Annotated in this window: 19 protein-coding genes and 1 pseudogene; 13 read left to right on the forward strand and 7 right to left on the reverse strand. The window is 35.7% G+C overall.

The window, feature by feature from the left end:
* The first annotated feature begins 10 nt into the window (after positions 1 to 10).
* Positions 11 to 775, forward strand: coding sequence for a class I SAM-dependent methyltransferase (locus L1967_RS04780; RefSeq protein WP_249600587.1), 765 nt, complete (start codon positions 11 to 13; stop codon positions 773 to 775).
* Position 776: 1 nt separating this feature from the next.
* Positions 777 to 1,208: pseudogene (locus tag L1967_RS04785) on the forward strand (DUF4269 domain-containing protein); the annotation flags it as partial.
* Between the two features lie 91 nt (positions 1,209 to 1,299).
* Here L1967_RS04785 and L1967_RS04790 read toward each other — a convergent pair.
* The gene (locus L1967_RS04790) at positions 1,300 to 2,043 is read right to left on the reverse strand and encodes a DUF6503 family protein (RefSeq protein WP_249600589.1); all 744 of its coding nucleotides are present in this window, start codon (positions 2,041 to 2,043) and stop codon (positions 1,300 to 1,302) included.
* A 246-nt stretch (positions 2,044 to 2,289) separates the two neighbouring features.
* On the opposite strand from L1967_RS04790, the gene smpB reads away from it, so the two are divergent.
* On the forward strand, positions 2,290 to 2,751 hold the full coding sequence (smpB, locus tag L1967_RS04795) for an SsrA-binding protein SmpB (RefSeq protein ID WP_249600590.1): 462 nt from the start codon (positions 2,290 to 2,292) through the stop codon (positions 2,749 to 2,751).
* 32 nt (positions 2,752 to 2,783) lie between these two features.
* On the opposite strand, the gene L1967_RS04800 is transcribed toward smpB, so the two are convergent.
* The 4 genes from L1967_RS04800 to ruvX form a co-directional block, all read right to left on the reverse strand.
* Entirely contained in the window at positions 2,784 to 3,131 is a 348-nt protein-coding gene (locus tag L1967_RS04800; protein WP_249600591.1) for a hypothetical protein, read from the reverse strand.
* Between the two features lie 234 nt (positions 3,132 to 3,365).
* Positions 3,366 to 3,791: a DUF5606 family protein gene (locus tag L1967_RS04805; protein ID WP_249600592.1), complete on the reverse strand. Its 426-nt coding sequence runs from the start codon at positions 3,789 to 3,791 to the stop codon at positions 3,366 to 3,368.
* A 57-nt stretch (positions 3,792 to 3,848) separates the two neighbouring features.
* Complete coding sequence (gene def, locus L1967_RS04810; RefSeq protein WP_249600593.1) at positions 3,849 to 4,439, reverse strand: peptide deformylase; 591 nt, start codon at positions 4,437 to 4,439, stop codon at positions 3,849 to 3,851.
* Positions 4,440 to 4,729: 290 nt separating this feature from the next.
* Entirely contained in the window at positions 4,730 to 5,134 is a 405-nt protein-coding gene (gene ruvX / locus L1967_RS04815) for a Holliday junction resolvase RuvX (RefSeq protein ID WP_084842670.1), read from the reverse strand.
* A gap of 88 nt (positions 5,135 to 5,222) precedes the next feature.
* On the opposite strand from ruvX, the gene L1967_RS04820 reads away from it, so the two are divergent.
* The 3 genes from L1967_RS04820 to L1967_RS04830 are packed head-to-tail and all read left to right on the forward strand — an operon-like array spanning position 5,223 to position 8,146.
* Positions 5,223 to 6,038 carry a 2,3,4,5-tetrahydropyridine-2,6-dicarboxylate N-succinyltransferase gene (locus tag L1967_RS04820; RefSeq protein WP_249600594.1) on the forward strand — a complete coding sequence of 272 codons (816 nt, stop codon included), beginning with the start codon at positions 5,223 to 5,225 and terminating at the stop codon, positions 6,036 to 6,038.
* A 27-nt stretch (positions 6,039 to 6,065) separates the two neighbouring features.
* A complete protein-coding gene (locus L1967_RS04825) occupies positions 6,066 to 7,088 on the forward strand; it encodes a glycosyltransferase family 9 protein (protein WP_249600595.1) in 1,023 nt (340 codons plus the stop codon).
* On the forward strand, positions 7,085 to 8,146 hold the full coding sequence (locus L1967_RS04830; RefSeq protein WP_249600596.1) for a UDP-N-acetylglucosamine 2-epimerase: 1,062 nt from the start codon (positions 7,085 to 7,087) through the stop codon (positions 8,144 to 8,146). Before L1967_RS04825 ends, L1967_RS04830 begins: the two co-directional genes overlap by 4 nt.
* A gap of 45 nt (positions 8,147 to 8,191) precedes the next feature.
* On the opposite strand, the gene L1967_RS04835 is transcribed toward L1967_RS04830, so the two are convergent.
* Positions 8,192 to 8,947, reverse strand: coding sequence for a lipopolysaccharide kinase InaA family protein (locus tag L1967_RS04835; protein WP_249600597.1), 756 nt, complete (start codon positions 8,945 to 8,947; stop codon positions 8,192 to 8,194).
* Positions 8,948 to 9,301: 354 nt separating this feature from the next.
* Between L1967_RS04835 and L1967_RS04840 the strand changes: the two genes are divergently transcribed.
* The 5 genes from L1967_RS04840 (at position 9,302) to L1967_RS04860 (ending at position 14,195) form a co-directional block, all read left to right on the forward strand.
* Positions 9,302 to 9,871, forward strand: coding sequence for an L-threonylcarbamoyladenylate synthase (locus L1967_RS04840; RefSeq protein ID WP_249600598.1), 570 nt, complete (start codon positions 9,302 to 9,304; stop codon positions 9,869 to 9,871).
* A 107-nt stretch (positions 9,872 to 9,978) separates the two neighbouring features.
* Positions 9,979 to 11,424: a CCA tRNA nucleotidyltransferase gene (locus L1967_RS04845; protein ID WP_249600599.1), complete on the forward strand. Its 1,446-nt coding sequence runs from the start codon at positions 9,979 to 9,981 to the stop codon at positions 11,422 to 11,424.
* Positions 11,425 to 11,487: 63 nt separating this feature from the next.
* Positions 11,488 to 12,504: a COX15/CtaA family protein gene (locus L1967_RS04850; protein WP_249600600.1), complete on the forward strand. Its 1,017-nt coding sequence runs from the start codon at positions 11,488 to 11,490 to the stop codon at positions 12,502 to 12,504.
* 85 nt (positions 12,505 to 12,589) lie between these two features.
* A complete protein-coding gene (locus L1967_RS04855; protein ID WP_249600601.1) occupies positions 12,590 to 13,102 on the forward strand; it encodes a plasmid pRiA4b ORF-3 family protein in 513 nt (170 codons plus the stop codon).
* A 34-nt stretch (positions 13,103 to 13,136) separates the two neighbouring features.
* Entirely contained in the window at positions 13,137 to 14,195 is a 1,059-nt protein-coding gene (locus L1967_RS04860) for a nucleoid-associated protein (RefSeq protein ID WP_249600602.1), read from the forward strand.
* Positions 14,196 to 14,259: 64 nt separating this feature from the next.
* On the opposite strand, the gene L1967_RS04865 is transcribed toward L1967_RS04860, so the two are convergent.
* Positions 14,260 to 15,324 carry a hypothetical protein gene (locus L1967_RS04865; protein WP_249600603.1) on the reverse strand — a complete coding sequence of 355 codons (1,065 nt, stop codon included), beginning with the start codon at positions 15,322 to 15,324 and terminating at the stop codon, positions 14,260 to 14,262.
* 313 nt (positions 15,325 to 15,637) lie between these two features.
* Here L1967_RS04865 and L1967_RS04870 point away from each other — a divergent pair, with 313 nt between their 5' ends.
* Both L1967_RS04870 and L1967_RS04875 read left to right on the forward strand, forming a co-directional pair.
* The gene (locus L1967_RS04870) at positions 15,638 to 16,540 is read left to right on the forward strand and encodes an ABC transporter ATP-binding protein (protein ID WP_249600604.1); all 903 of its coding nucleotides are present in this window, start codon (positions 15,638 to 15,640) and stop codon (positions 16,538 to 16,540) included.
* Positions 16,540 to 17,376 (forward strand): ABC transporter permease, encoded by an 837-nt coding sequence (locus tag L1967_RS04875; RefSeq protein ID WP_249600605.1) that lies wholly within the window; start codon positions 16,540 to 16,542, stop codon positions 17,374 to 17,376. Before L1967_RS04870 ends, L1967_RS04875 begins: the two co-directional genes overlap by 1 nt.
* The last annotated feature ends 13 nt before the right edge of the window (positions 17,377 to 17,389 follow it).

Raw genomic sequence — 17,389 nt, forward strand, 5'->3', positions numbered from 1 at the left:
AAACTAAAAAATGGCAACAAGCTGGGATGCAAAATTATATAATACCAAGCACGATTTTGTATTTAACTACGGAAGTTCTTTAATCGAACTCTTAAAACCGAAAGCGAAAGAACTAATTTTGGATTTGGGCTGCGGTGCCGGCCAGCTTACGGAAGAGATTGCGAAAAGTGGAGCAAAAGTTATAGGCATGGACGCTTCTGAAAGTATGATTGAAAGTGCTAAAAGCAATTTTCCCGAACTGGATTTTAGAGTGGCGAATGCCGAAAATTTCAATTTTACTGAAAAATTTGATGCCATTTTCTCTAATGCCGCTTTACACTGGGTAAAAGATTACAAAGCTGCAGCCGAAAATATGTTTCGACATTTACAGAAAAACGGACGTCTAGTTTTGGAATTTGGTGGTAAAGGAAATGTTCAGAAAATTGAAACCACGCTAAAAGCGGTATTATTAGAAAAAGGGTATGAAAAAAAGGCCAATATCAAACTATGGTATTTCCCATCGGTTGCCGAATATACAACGCTACTGGAACAAACAGGTTTTGAAATCCGATTAGCGGAATTGTACGATCGACCTACCAAGTTAGCTGATGCCGAAAGCGGAATTGCAGACTGGCTTTTATTGTTTGGAAAGACTTTTTTTGAAGGTATTCCTGAAGTTGAGGCTGAAATCATTAAAAAGGAAGTGCAAACCAGATTGAAAACAACACTTTTAAAAGAAGATGGTTGGTATGCCGATTATCGACGTTTACGCATCATCGCGTACAAAAACAGTTAATATGGATTTTAAGAATCTGGACTATTTAAAACACGGTAGTACCATTCAGCAGCTGGCGTATCACGAACTTTCAGTCCTAAAAATCATGTGGGTTTTAGATGAATTTCATCCCGTACTTACCGGTACCATTCCGTTGGACATTGCGATCTCTTCCAGCGATCTGGATATTTCATGCACGGTAAAAAATCATGATGAATTCAAACAAAAGCTCTTTAAGAATTATGCTGAACAATCAGACTTCAGTTTTAAAACCACCTCAAGGTTTGGTGAAACCGCCAGTATTTGCTGCTTTGAAGGCGAACATTTTAAAATCGAAATCTTTGGACAACATCTTGAAGTAACGCAGCAAAATGCATATCGCCACATGATTATTGATCATAAAATCCTTAAGGAAAACGACAACAACTTTAGTAGAGAAATTATAAAACTTAAAAGGGAAGGATTAAAAAACCGAGCCTGCTTTCGCAAAATTGCTTCAATTGGAAGGTGATCCTTATCAAAAGCTTCTGGATTATGAAAAAGAATCATTCCGAAACCGTAACTTCCACGTCTTCAGTAATAATTTCAGAAAATAATTCCAGTTCTCCGGCTTCGTAAAGTTCATCTAAATTTTCTAATGGTGTAGAAAGGTCATCTTCAGCATAATTTTTATAATCTACAAAACGCAATCCGTTCACTACTCTGGGATTAAAAGCCGCCCTAAAACGAATTCCGCCTTTGTTAACATGGTAGCTATAGGCTAAATAATCGACTGTAAAAGTGTTGGTATTTATCCAGTATAAATATTCATCCTCGTAATCGGTGCCGCCGCCATCCTGATTAAAAGTCACCTTTATTTCGTAATATTCCTGTCCTTTAATACTATCCTTACCCAATAAGGTCTTATTTACCGCATCACCACCTAAGCCGTAAGGCAATTGTACAAAATAATGCACCGAATTTACCGAATTTGAGTAAGCACTGGCCTTAGAATCTGCCAGACTAAGTTCCTTATTATTCCTGCTACGTGTAAAGCCGCTATTGGTTACTATATCTGTAATTTTATTTCCCAAAGTATCTTCCTGAAAACGTTCTAATTGAAATTGGCCGTTTTTACGGGTACTTTTATATTGTTTATCGCGAAAAGTAAATGAGATTTTAGCTGAATCATATTTTTCGCCACCAGAAACTTCTATGGCTTTACTCACAATTTGGTTGGCATCAAGCTCTTTTTGCTGGCAGGAACTCATTAGAAATGAAATTATAAAGAGTAGGGTCACTTTTTTCATAGCTCTAAAATTGTCGGCAAAGATAATAAATCCTTTTAGGTAGCGGTAGCATTAACAAAAAGTGATTGAAGGGAAATAAAAATGAATCATTACCTTTGTTTGTTACGATTTCTTTAAAATCCCTTAATAATCTTACAAAGCTTGCTATTTTTGCAGTCTATAATAGCTAAAAAGGCTTTTTATAACATCGCAGTATTAAAAATCTGCAAAGTAACAGGACACCAAAGTTGTCAAATTTCAGTATAAATGAAACAAGCGAATACCATAAATATAAAAAACCGAAAGGCTAAATTTCAATATGAATTTCTGGACAAATATGTAGCGGGAATTAAATTAGCCGGAACCGAAATTAAAGCGATACGACAGGGTAAGGCTTCGATTGCCGAGAGTTTTTGTGAATTTCAGGATGGTGAATTATACGTAATCAATATGCATGTTGAAGAATATTCTCATGCTACCCACTTTAACCACAATCCTAAAAGTGAACGTAAACTTCTTTTACAAAAACGAGAATTAAGAAAGCTGGAAAAAGAAGTAAAAAACGGCGGATTGACGATTATCCCGCTTCGATTATTTATTAACGATCGCGGACTCGCAAAAGTACAGATTACACTGGCAAAAGGTAAAAAGCTTTACGATAAGCGTGAGACTATTAAAGATCGTGATAACAAACGTAAATTAGACCGAATAAAAAAGGAGTATAATTAAAAACTATACTCCTTCTCGTTTGGAAAAACAATCTACTCTAACTCCTCGTAACTAAAAGCTTTATTTAAATTAGCTTTAATCGTTTTGCGATGAATAAAAAAATCTTCATCGTTGGTTCTTTTTAGAACTGCAAAAGTTCCCTTTTTAGTATTTTCTATAGAAACAACTTCTACTTCCATCCCATCCAGCTTTTTATAATTTGGTCGTTCCCCCTGCTTCACCAGCATATTTAATTTTGGAAGTTTTAAGGAATGGAATTTTAAATCACTGCCGGAATTAATCGTGAAAATATCTCCTTCTTTTACATTTTGTGGTTGTTCCTGACCATAACTTAAGCCAGAAATCAATACTCCTAAACAAACTAAAATACCGATTCTCATAGCGTTGATTTTTCTCTTTGATTTGAATCAAAACTACGGGACTGGCCTTAGAATATTATTGGATTGAGATTAAAATGTGATTAGAAATCGTTAATATATTAATAATAGAAGTTAAATTTTAAGAAATCATCAAGATAAACCCTAATATAACCTTCTGAATTTCAGTTAAATAAAAAACCTGTTTCAGCATGCTGCTGAAACAGGTTTTTCGCTGTTTTGAAATAATAGTATTATCTATTCTTCTTCTTCTCCACTGGTTTCTTTTTCCTCTCCTTTAGAGAAATCTGTATATCCATTTTTGGTAAGAAGATTATACCACTGGATAATTTTTTTAATGTCGCTGGTGTACACACGATCTACGTCGTAATCTGGCAACACTTCAGAAAAATAATCTTCCAGTTGAGCTTTAGAAGATTTGTGGCTCATTGCTTCACCACCATCTTCTTTTTGTTTTATATTTTCCAGCACCTGCCCAAGAGGTACTTCTTCAGTATAGGTATAAATCGCGATCTCGCTAAGAATACTCACATTGTGACGCATATTAACGGCGATTTTCTTTCCATCCAAGATTGATTTTGCAATAAATCCTCCTCTGGTTTGCGCAGCAAGCTCATACAAACCTGGTTTTCCTGATATTGCTAAAATTTTATCTAATCCCATAGTGTCTTTTGAATTTGGGTGGCAAATATCACACCCCGCTTTAAATTATCAAAAATATTAACGACCTTTTTTTACGCTTGGAAAACGCATTTTATAGTCTACTTTTATTTTCCCCGAAGAAATCTTTTTTAAACGCCCGTTAATCAGTCGTTTCTTAAGACTGGATATTTTTTCGGTAAAAAGAATTCCTTCCGTATGATCGTATTCGTGTTGTACCACACGTGCTGCCAAACCGGTAAAAGTTTCCTTTTGGGTTTCAAAATTTTGATCCTGATATTCGATAGTGACCTCTGGCTTTCTAAAAATATCTTCCCTAACATCAGGGATACTTAAACAACCTTCAGAAAAAGCCCATTCATCTCCGGTTTCTTCTATGATCTGCGCATTGATAAATACTTTTTTAAATCCTTTTAGGTATTCTTTTTCAGAAGCACTTAAATCATCATCTTCAGCAAAAGGGGCGGCATCGATCACAAATAATCGAATAGGAACGCCAACCTGTGGTGCAGCAAGTCCAACGCCATAGGCATTGTACATGGTATCCCACATATTACTTATTAATTCTTCTAATTTTGGATAGTCCTTATCAATCGGTTTTGCCTTCTTTTTTAATACCGGATCACCGTAGGCTACTATTGGTAAAATCATATACTATTCTTTAATCTCTAATCTCTGTTTAACTTTTAATGTCTAATGAATAAGTTATAATATCTTTCATTCCATATAAAATACTTTATTTCTCGCAGAGCTGTTTTTCTAGAAGCTACAAAGATTGCTTTTAGTTCCTTTTGCTTCTTTAAGAACCTCGACTTCAGCTTTTTCACTTACCCCTTCCCTCATCGCAAAATCTATCAAAAAATACATTCATCAGATTTCATTTTGAAGTTTATACTTCTTCCTTAAACCTTATTCTTTTATACTTTCTACTTTCATCCTTTTCAATAAAGATAAGACTGAAGGATAATGGTCGCACTTACCTCATCGACCAAAGCTTTATTTTGTCGCTTTTTCTTTTTGAGTCCGCTATCGATCATGGTCTGAAAAGCCATTTTACTGGTAAAACGTTCGTCAACACGCACCAGCTTCATATCGGGAAATTTTTCAGTGAATTTTTTAAGAAATTCAGCAATAAAAACCTCACTTTGGCTAGCCGAATTGTCTTTTTGCTTTGGCTCTCCCACCACGACCGTTTCTACCTTTTCTTTTTTAAAATAGTCTTCAAGAAAATTTAAAAGAGACGGCGTATCAACAGTGGTAAGTCCGCTGGCAATCATCTGAAGCTCATCGGTAACGGCTATACCCGTTCGCTTAACTCCATAATCCAATGCCATAACTCTTGCCATACTTCAAAATTTATGCAAAGGTAAGGTTTATATCCATAGCTCCCCAAAAATTACATTGAAGCTCTTATATTTGCTAAAAATTAGATTTATGGATCACTTAAAAGCGAAAATCGAAGCAGCCTGGGAAAACCGTGAGCTGTTAAAAGATAAAGAAACTACAGATGCCATTAGAGAAGTTATTACACTTTTGGACGAAGGTAAACTAAGAACTGCCGAGCCAATTGACGGTGGATGGCAGGTGAACGAATGGGTAAAAAAAGGCGTAGTGCTTTATTTTCCTATCCAAAAAATGGAAACCTTGGAAGCCGGAATCTTCGAGTATCACGATAAAATGCCTTTAAAGAAAGGCTATAAAGAGAAAGGAATTCGTGTAGTTCCAAATGCAGTTGCAAGACATGGTGCTTATATTTCTAGCGGCGTTATCATGATGCCAAGTTATGTAAACATTGGCGCTTATGTAGACGAAGGTACCATGGTAGATACCTGGGCTACTGTGGGTAGTTGTGCACAAATTGGTAAAAATGTTCATCTTAGCGGCGGTGTTGGTATTGGTGGTGTGTTAGAACCATTACAAGCTTCTCCTGTAATTATTGAAGATAACGCATTCTTAGGATCTCGTAGCATCGTTGTAGAAGGTGTTCGTGTTGAAAAAGAGGCCGTACTTGGTGCTAATGTTGTGCTTACCGGTTCAACAAAAATTATCGATGTAACCGGAGATGAGCCTGTAGAAATGAAAGGAATTGTACCGGCAAGATCGGTAGTGATTCCTGGTAGTTATACTAAAAAATTCCCCGCAGGAGAATTTAATGTTCCCTGTGCATTAATTATTGGGAAACGTAAAGAAAGTACCAACAAAAAAACATCTCTAAACGATGCGCTTAGAGAATATGATGTAGCGGTATAAATGAAAATTCTGGTTATACAGCAAAAAATGATTGGGGACGTTCTTACGTCCTCAATCTTATTTGAAGCACTTCGGGAAGCTTATCCCGAGGCGCAGCTGCATTACCTTATTTACCCGCACACCAAAGCGGTTGTAGAAAATAACCCGTTTATCGATAAGCTGATATTCGGTAAAAATGAGCTTCCTTTTTATAAACTGGTAAAACAGGTTAGAACCGAAAACTACTATGCTATTATCGATGCTTATTCAACCGTAAAGACTTCAATCATTACCAGTTTTTCGGGGGCGAAATATAAAATTGGATTTGAGAAGAAATATACCCGTCCTTTTTATACCCATACATTCAGCAGAAATATTCAGGCAAAAACAAACGCCGGTGCCGCCATAGAAAAAAGGATGCGATTGCTTAGTCCACTTATTAAAGATGCTCCAATTCAGCTAAAACCAAAAATATTTTTAAGCGATACTGAACGTGAGAAAGCCAAAACAAAATTAACTGAAGGTGGCGTAAATCTTTCAGACTCCATTTATATGATTGGTGCTTTGGGAAGTTCTGCAAAGAAAACCTATCCACTCCCCTATTTAGCTGAGCTTTTAGACCAGATCGCAGCGAAAGCAAATACGGCTATTTTATTCAATTATATCCCAAGTCAAAAAGATCAAATTACCACTTTAATTGGCTATTGTAAAGCGCAAACAAGAGAAAAGGTTTATCTTGATATCTATGGTGAGAGCCTACGAGATTTTTTGGCACTTACCAGTTTTTGCGATGCGATTATTGGTAATGAAGGTGGCGCCATAAACATGGCAAAAGCCTTAAACATCCCATCTTTCGCGATATTCTCACCTCCTTTAAACAAAGCGAATTGGAATATTTATGAGGACGGAAAACAAAATGTCTCGGTGCATTTAAAAGATTTTTCTCCGGAATTATTTACGGATAAAAATCAGGATGAGTTGCATAAAAACGTATTTGAGCTTTACGATAAATTCCTACCAACATTTATTGAAAAGCCACTGAATCATTTTCTAAAATTGAATGCTAAATGACCTATCGCTTTCTCATTTATATAAGTCATACTTACGCTTTGCCTATCGGCTTGCCGCTTCAGGAAGAAATCAAGAGAAGAAATTATGAAGTGAAGTGGTTTTCTGAACTTGATCCTCCCAAAAGTTACTTTCCTGAAAATGGCGAATTAATTAATTCTATCGAAGAAGCTATTGTTTACAAACCGCATATCGTACTTTGCATTACCGATGTGGTTGCCGATTTTCTACCGGGATTAAAAGTGCAGATATTTCATGGATTTTTAGCCAATAAGCACAGTGATAAAAAAGGACATTTTAGAATTCGCGGCTTATTCGATCTTTATTGCACACAAGGGCCATCGACCACTATTCCGTTTAAAGAAATTCAGCAAAAAAAGAATCATTTTTTAGTGCGGGAGACAGGCTGGTCTAAAGTAGATCCTTTATTTAAAATTGAAGAAAAACAGCGTGAAAAACCTACAATTTTGCTTTCTTCTACCTTTTCTCCTAAATACAGCTGGTTGTATCATGAAGAAGTGATTGCCGAAATTAAAAAATTATCGAAAACCGGGGAATTTGAGTTTTTAGCGGTACTCCACCCAAAAATGGATAAAGAGAAGATCGAGATTGTAAAAAAAATGCAGCACGAAAACTTCAAATATTATGATACTACCAATATTATTCCGCTGTTCCGCCAGGCAGATATTATGTTTTCAGATACCACTTCAGCGATAACCGAATTTATACTTCAGAAAAAACCGGTAGTTACCTTCAGAAATAATAAACCGGCAAATCACCTTATCGATATTTCTACTCCTGAAGAGATCGAAAATGCCATTAGGACAGCTTTTTCTCCTTCAAAAAAACTATTGAAAGATATCGAATCTTACATCTATGATACGCATCCTTATTTTGACGGCAAAAGCAGCGAGCGTGTAATTTCTACCTGTATTGATGTTTTACATACTGCAAAACCAACTTTAACCAGCAAACCTTTAAACCTGGTAAGACGCTATCAATTAAGAAAAAAACTAAATTATTTTACTTTTAAAAGCTATAGAAAACCATTTACGCGATAATCGATATTAGATAAAATCGAAGACTTTTTTGCTACTTTTAAGAAGTTATTTTTTCCAGAACTTAAGCTTTTTCTTTAGTCTTTTTTTTCTGAAAAATTTCTCCTGAAATTCCTGTGTAAGTCCCCACATGGTTTCAAAAACTTCATTTTCATTCCAGGCGGTAAGTTGCGAGTACTCGTTAGCCATAATTTTAATCATTCCCTTATTGGGCGTTAAACGAGAGAAATTTTTCATGCGCTGTTTAAAATCCAGTCGCTTAAAATTCATTCGGTTTAAGTCGACTAAAAAGAACTGAAAACCATCACCATCAACCTGAATAAGTGTATTCCCGGGAGAATGGTCTAAAAATTCGATATTTTTTTCGTGAAGATCGTAGGTAAATCGTGTAAAAGCTCTTAAAACCGCTTCCTGTTGCGCAGCATTCTTAAATTTCTCGATATCCCTAAAGGTAAAATCGTACTCTAAATGATCACAAATGTAGTAGCTTCTACCAAAGGTGAGCCATTTACATTCTTCAGCATACGCAACGGGAAAAGGCGTACCTACTTCGCGAGATAAAAGATATTCAGCATAACTAAAACTGCGCTCTGCTTTGGATTTTCTAAAAAAACGATATACAATTTTATTGATAAGGTTAGGAATCCTAAATGACTTTACATTCACTTCCCTTCCATTAAGAACGAAAGTTTTTATGGTATTTCGCCCACTGCTAAGCACCTTCCCTTTTTCTGAAAAATCAGATAAAATATGCTCTATTTCTTCAGTCTGATCTTTAAAAGCGTCTGCGTATACGATTTTCATGCTGCAAAATTACAATTATAGAAATTTAAAGACTAACTAAAATACCAATTAGTATTGATTGTTTTATAAAAATCTCGCTTCTATACCATACGTGCCAACATTCTAGCTTTTATGTCATCAATTTTCACTAAACCTTTTATGTACTCGCTATGGGGTAACATTTATTGTAAAACCAAAATATTTCCCATTGCTTAAACTGCTACTTCGTGGTGCTTCTATTTCTGATTCCCTAAAACAAAAACAATCCATAAAAGAGCTATAGATAAAAGATGTCATGAATTTTAAGGAAATGTGATTTAAAACTGGTTTCATCAATTTTCTGAAGTATCTTTGCAGGTCGTTAGCAAGGTAACTATGGAAGATAAAAAGACTGAAATTCAAAATTGTTTAGCCGTTCTTAAAAAAGGTGGAATTATCCTTTATCCTACCGATACGGTTTGGGGAATTGGCTGTGATGCCACCAATGCAGATGCTATTGATAAAATTTTTGCCCTTAAAAAAAGAGCTGAAAGCAAATCCATGATCTGTTTGGTTTCGGATTTTAAAATGCTCAATGAATATGTCGAAGAAGTTCCAGAAGTTGCTTACGATATTCTAAAATATGCAGCCAAACCAACTTCCATTATTTACGATGATCCCATTCGTGTAGCTGAAAATTTGATTGCTGAAGATAACACCCTGGCCATACGGGTAACTAAAGATCCTTTTTGCAAAGAACTCACAAAGCGTATGCGCCGACCTTTGGTATCGACTTCTGCAAATATCAGTGGGCAGCCAACGCCGGGTTCTTTTTCCCAAATTAGTCCCGAAATTTTAAAAGGTGTAGACTATGTAGTAAATTTGCACCGGTCTAAAAAATCAGCAAAACCCTCGGCTATCATTAAACTTAGCAACGACGGAACGGTAAAAGTGATAAGGAAATAGATTCTTATACTGCTAATAAAGTTGAATAGGATTTGCCAAATTTCACCACGATTTAAAGATTGATTGATTAGACTTTAAAAGAGACGTTTATAACCATTTGTGTATTCGTGGCAAAGAAAATTAATGTAGTGAAAAATTATAGCGAAGCTTTAGATCATCAAATTTTTAAAGTAATTTCTCAGGCAGCAGAAGAACTTCAATTAGAAAGTTATGTGATTGGTGGATTTGTAAGAGACTTTATCCTGCAACGTGGTGACGCCAAAGATATTGATATTGTTGCTTTAGGTAGCGGGATCGATTTGGCATTAAAGGTTTCTCAACTCCTCCCGCATAAACCCAAGGTACAGGTTTTTAAAAATTATGGTACCGCCATGCTACGTGCTTTTGATATAGAAATTGAATTTGTAGGCGCCAGAAAAGAAAGCTATTCTGAAGACAGCAGGAATCCGGTAGTAGAAAATGGAACGCTCGAAGATGATCAGAACCGCCGTGATTTTACGATAAATGCATTAGCCTTAAGCTTAAACACCTCTAATTTTGGTGATTTACTGGATCCTTTTGGCGGACTTGAAGATTTAAAATCTCAGTTAATAAGGACTCCGCTTGAACCCGGAGTTACCTATTCTGATGATCCCTTACGTATGTTAAGGGCGATTCGTTTTGCATCGCAACTTAATTTTATTATTCAGAAAAAATCTTTAGATGCCATTAAAGAGCATCACAATCGTATAAAAATTATCTCGAAAGAGCGAATTACAGAAGAATTACATAAAATTCTAATGTCTGAAAGACCGTCTAAAGGTTTTGCGCTTTTACACAAAACAAAGCTTTTAAAACTTATCCTTCCAGAACTTACGGCGTTGGAAGGTATCGACGAGATTGAAGGCCAGCGCCATAAAGATAACTTTTGGCATACGCTGGAAGTTGTGGATAATATTAGCGAAAATACCGATAATCTTTGGTTACGCTGGGCTGCTTTGCTACACGATATTGGTAAAGCACCTACCAAGAAGTTTCATAAAAAGATTGGATGGACGTTCCATGGTCACGAGTTTGTAGGCTCTAAGATGGTTTTTAAATTATTTAAACGACTTAGAATGCCATTAAATGACAAAATGAAATTTGTGCAGAAAATGGTATTAATGAGTTCACGTCCCATCGCAGTGGTAGACGATGATGTCACAGATTCGGCTGTACGGAGATTGATCTTTGATGCCGGCGAAAATATCGATGATTTAATGACCTTGTGTGAGGCAGATATTACCACTAAAAATCCGCGTCGTTACAAAAAATATCATAACAATTTCAAGATTGTAAGACAAAAAATGAAAGAGGTTGAAGAACGTGATCATGTACGTAATTTTCAGCCGCCGGTTAGTGGAGAAGAAATTATGGAAACCTTCAATATAAAGCCCTGTCGCGAAGTTGGTATTATAAAAGATGCCATTAAAGAAGCGATCCTGGAAGGTCATATCCCAAACGAGCATGATGCCGCACACGAACTTATGCTTAAGAAAGGTAAACAACTTAAATTGCAACAGCAAAAAAGTTAAAATTACCATACAACTTTGAAACTTTTCATTTTCGATGATCGAAAAAACTATAATTAATATCTAATGAAAGACAATAAAAAAGTAGTATACTGGCTATTAACGGGATGTATCCTTATTTTTATTATGGTTATAGTTGGTGGCATTACCCGCTTAACTAATTCGGGGCTTTCGATATCGAATTATAAGCTTATTCATGGTGTGATCCCTCCAATGAATCAGCAAGAATGGGAAGAAGCTTTTGATCTTTATAAACAATATCCGGAATATCAAAAACTTCATTATCATTTCAATCTAGAAGATTTCAAGGGTATCTATTTTTGGGAATGGATTCATCGGGTAATTGGTCGACTTATTGGAGTGGTCTTCATTATCCCTTTTTTCTATTTTTTATTTACAAAACAACTTACCAAATCAACTATAAAAAAAGCTATTGTTTTATTAGGATTAGGAGCTTTTCAGGGATTTATGGGATGGTATATGGTAAAAAGTGGTTTGGTAGATCGACCTTCAGTTAGTCATTATCGACTGGCCGCACACCTTATGACAGCCTTTGTTACTTTTGCGTATTCATTTTGGGTAGCCCTCGATATCATTTATAAAAACAATGTAAAACCAGCAATCCCTGAAATGAGAAAATGGGTTTGGGCAGGAATGATCGTTTTAATTCTTCAAATCACCTGGGGTGCATTTGTAGCAGGATTAGACGCGGGGTTTATTCACAATAGTTGGCCATTAATGACCGAAGGGAAATGGATCCATGAAACCGTTTATATCGAATTGAACCCGGTGTGGAAAAATTTTATCGCCGGTAAAAGCGGCGTTCAGTTTGTACACCGTTATCTTGCCTATTTTGTGGTCATCGCCATCCTGATTATCTGGAATAAAGCCAAAAAATTCCAATTAACACAACCTCAAAAAAACGGGGTCAATAGTTTACTAATTATTGTTGGTATCCAATTTTTATTGGGTGTTTTCACCCTGATTTATCAGGTTCCGGTATGGTTGGGCGTAACACATCAGGTAGGTGCTTTTTTCCTATTGGCCAGCATGACTTTTGTACTGCACAGATTCAGTAAATAATTATTAAATTTACCATAGTTCTGGTAAAATGAATTTGTCTATTACGGTTTTGAAACCGTATCTTTGCTAACCAAATTTTACAAAAATGGTCTACAGATTTAGAGTGATATTAGATGCAGAGGAAGATGTTTTTAGAGATATTGAAATTTTAAAAACCGATACGCTCGAGGATTTACACAATACCATCATACAGGCGTTTGGTTTTGATGGAACCGAAATGGCTTCGTTTTACTTAAGTGACGACGAGTGGACGCAGGGCGAAGAAATTCACCAGTTTGATATGAGTGGTGGCGATGATAGCATTCGCCTGATGAATGAAACTACTTTAGATAGCGTACTGTCTGAAGATCAAACCAAACTGCTTTACGTTTACGATTTCTTTAATATGTGGACGTTTATGGTAGAACTTGCACAAATTGCAGAGATCGAAGAAGGTCGTGATTACCCAAATTTAATGTTTGTACACGGGCAAATTCCCACTAACGCACCAGATAAAGAATTTAAAGCTGAAGAAGATCCTACAGAAGACGAAAATTTTAATGACGATTTTGATGTAGACGATTACGATAGTTTTTCTTTCGACGAAAACTGGAACTGATTTTCTATATTTTCAACTTTAATTTTTAAACTGAATGATTAATTTATATAATGCCCAGATCGAATCCCTGTCTATTCACCGTGTGGGCAACAAGAGCCGTAATGAAAATATCTTTTTATCTGCGGCACCTTACCAGTTAAATGACGAGATTACCCCGTTAATCAAGGAATATTTTCTGAAGCCTTTTCGGGAAAAAGAAGAGAACTATTACAAATTTGACCATGAAACCGATTTAGAGTTTAACGAACTTTATAATCTGGCGAATACGATTTTTGATAATCCTGAAAGCATTCATGAGGCTTCAAAAAAAATTACCACCTTACTTTTTGAACAATCGGCACATCCACACATTAAAAGTGGTGAAGTGTATGTGGTTTATTTTGAAAACGCGCAGCTGGATAACGAAAAACTTCCGGCTATTGGGATTTTTAAATCTGAATTAAAGCATGATTTCTTACAATTCCAGGAAAAAGGAAGTATTCTAGAAATGATCGTTCAACAGGGAATCAATCTTCAAAAATTAGATAAAGGAGCATTGATTTTCAACAAGCAACGTGAGGAAGGTTATAAGATTTTATCGATCGATTCTAACAAATACGATACAAAATACTGGTTAGAAAACTTTTTGGGCGTAGATGTAATGGCCGATGAAAATTATTACACTAAAAAGTACTTAAAATTCTGCCAGAATTTTGCCAAAGACGTGGTTTTACCTGCGGAAGACAAAAAAGAAGAAGTCATGTTTATGAACCGAAGTATGGATTACTTCGCAAAAAACGATGATTTTGAAGAATCTAACTTCTTAAACTCGGTGATCGATAACCCAGATCTGGTTCCTGAATTCCAGAATTATAAAACCGAAAAAGCGCCTAAATATAAGATCGAAGATCTCACCACGTTCCCTATTGCTAACAAAGCGGTGACCGATGCGCGTAAAAAACTTAAAAATGTGATTAACCTGGATACCAATATTCAGATTAAAATGGATTTTGTGAATGCAGAATCTGCCGATAAGTTTGTAGAAAAAGGCTGGGACGAAGAAAAACAGATGTATTATTATCTGGTATACTTCAATAAAGAAGAAAAAAGCTAGACAGATAAAATAGAAAAAACCAAAGGCCGAAATTCGATAATTTTGGCCTTTGGTTTTTAAACTCTTATTGCAACAACCTTTTCATATTTACATCTTCATAATTACGTTGCACAAAATCTAGAGCGGTTCTTAAAATCTGCCCCATCGTACTGGCACGTTTAAATTTCACATCTTTGGTAAAGTGATATAATTCGGTTCGTAACTGATTTACATTTTCTTTGGTGGAAACATGATCGTTACTCATGCATTTTATCAATCGCTTAAACCGTGCCTGGGTATTAATCATTCTTTTGGCCAAAAGCGAGCGTTCTTCTTTTCTATACTGCTCGATCGAGGAAAGCTGTAGTTTTTCTGAAACCAATTTTACCATCTTATAATTTTCCTTAAAAAACTGAGGACGATACACCTTAAATTTCCCTTCGAAACATTGCTGATCAAAATCTATTGCTCTTATTTGGTATTGTACATGATCAAAATCGTGCGTTGGGATCACCACATAATTATACGATCGCATATCACCTAAAAGCCTTACCGTACAGCGTTCGTTAAACTTTACAAACTGCTTGGCGATTTGCGCTTTCTCCCATTCCGATAATTTTGGCAAATGTTCTTCAATAAAAACATCTCCCGGAATTCCTGCAATATGCGCTTCAATCAACGTGTCTTTATACACCAAAAAGGTAATACGATGTGGTGACAGCAAATGCTCTAATTCCAATCCATAAATTCGGGAAGCATCCGCCTTTTTTATATAGAAATATGTAAAAACATCATTCAGGATATTTCTAACCTTTATACGGAAAGGTTTAGAATTTCCGAAGGTACAGTAATCTATTGCATCAACGGCCAGGAATTCCAACATATCATCACTACCGTCAGAATGTAAAATATTATAGATCTTTTTAAGACTCTCGTCGATCTCTTCACGCTCAAACTCCGGGTAATAACAACGTACCCAATACGTATCTTCATCATCCTGGTCATAAACCACTACAGAACCTGAAAACCGTAATAAATCTTCATAAAAAACAGGGATTTTTGTATTTCGATTGTAACGTGCCAGATATTTATTAAAACGTTCGTTTACAGGAAAAGAAGGTTTTCTTTTAGACATCAGTTTAGGTTCCATATTCTTGCGCTTTTTTAAACTCTTCCGAAGAAAGTCTTTAAGGTATTTATACTATGAGGATTTACAGCATTCTAATTTCTGATAAGTTTTTAAAAATTAGCACCAAAAACCTCTTTTATCCAATAAATTACCTAAAGTTACACGCATAAGGTATTTATTAGAAAATTATTTTTTACTTCGATCCCTTTTCGATAGCTATCGAAAAGGGATCGGAGCATTTAATCTCGATTATCGAGTAAAAATAAAGATAGTAAAGTGAAAACTGTAACAAAAATGTAAATTAGTCGTCGTGTAAGAAAAGAAACCATCTATTTTGGAAACAATCCTTAGCATTAATAAATTAACAAAAGTCTATGGGCCGTTAAAAGCAGTAGACAATTTATCCTTTACTATAGAGAAAGGAAACGTGTACGGAATCTTAGGCCCTAACGGAAGCGGTAAATCGACCACTTTAGGTATGGTGCTTAATGTAGTAAACAAAACCTCTGGAGAATTTAAGTGGTTTAATGGCACCGAATCTACACATGAAGCTTTAAAAAAAGTAGGAGCCATCATCGAGCATCCTAACTTTTATCCTTATATGACAGCGGCACAAAACCTTAAACTGGTATGTAAAATTAAAGGCGTGCCAGAGCATAAAGTTGAGGAAAAACTAGAAATTGTTGGCTTACTGGATCGTAAAGACAGTAAGTTCAAAACCTTTTCTTTAGGGATGAAACAACGATTGGCTATCGCCTCTGCCCTGCTTAACGATCCTGAAATTTTGATTCTGGATGAACCCACTAATGGTTTGGATCCGCAGGGAATCCATCAGATTCGTGAAATTATCCGCAAAATTGCTTCAAATGGCACGACCATCTTATTGGCCTCGCACCTTTTAGATGAAGTTGAAAAAGTGTGTAGCCATGTCGTGATTATAAGAAAAGGTGTAAAATTATATAGTGGCCCTGTTGACGGAATTAATGCCAGCCATGGCTTCTTTGAATTGGAAGCTGAAAATACCGAATTACTCCAGCAGTTATTAAACGAACACCCATCTATTGGAAAAGTAAGCCTTAAAGGAAATTTGGTTATCGCGATTATTGAAGAGCCTATGGGAGCATCAGACATTAACCGCTATCTTTTTGAAAAAGGACTTAGTCTTAGCTATTTAATAAAACGAAAAGAAAGCCTGGAAGAACAATTCCTTCAACTAACCAATCAAACTACCGCGTAATGTTACGACTTTTAAATATAGAATTTTTAAAACTTAGATATAGTAGATCTTCAAAAATCTTAATTCTAACTTATTTCATCTTAATCACGTTTATTGCCCTTATCGCATCGATAGAATTTCCTATTGGACAGGTTAATTTTAGAATTGCCGATCAGGGAATTTTTAACTTCCCTTTTATCTGGCACTTTAACAGCTATATCGCTGCCACATTAAAATTATTTCTGGCGATTGTGATTGTTTCCATGATGTCTAATGAATATAGCAACCGAACACTAAAACAAAACCTTATCGACGGATTATCAAAAAAGGAATTTATTTTATCTAAATTCATCACCGTGATGGTGTTTTCTATAGTTTCCACCATTTTCCTTTTTTTGGTTTCGTTGATTTTAGGCCTTTCATTTTCCGATTATAATGAGTTTTCAATTATCTTTTCGGATCTTGACTATATTCTTGCCTATTTCGTTAAACTAACCGGTTTTTTTGCTTTCTGTCTATTTCTGGGGATTTTGGTAAAACGTTCGGCCTTTGCCCTTGGGTTCCTGTTTATCTGGTGGATTGTAGAAAGTATTTTTTACGCTGTTTTAAGATGGCGGATTTTTAGAGAATCTGATATTGCAGATAAAATTGTACAGTTTTTTCCGCTTGAATCAATGAGCAATTTGGTTAAAGAACCCTTTTCCAGGCTTAATGCCGTACAATCTGCCGCCAATCAGTTAGGATCTGCTTTCGAAAAAGATTATTCCATTCACTGGTATCAGATTTTAATCGTCTTGGTTTGGACCTGTATTTTTGTGTATTCCTCGTATGCTTTATTGAAGAAAAGAGATTTATAAAATCTTATTTCGC

The sequence above is a fragment of the Zunongwangia pacifica genome (assembly GCF_023499215.1).
GTDB lineage: Bacteria > Bacteroidota > Bacteroidia > Flavobacteriales > Flavobacteriaceae > Zunongwangia > Zunongwangia pacifica.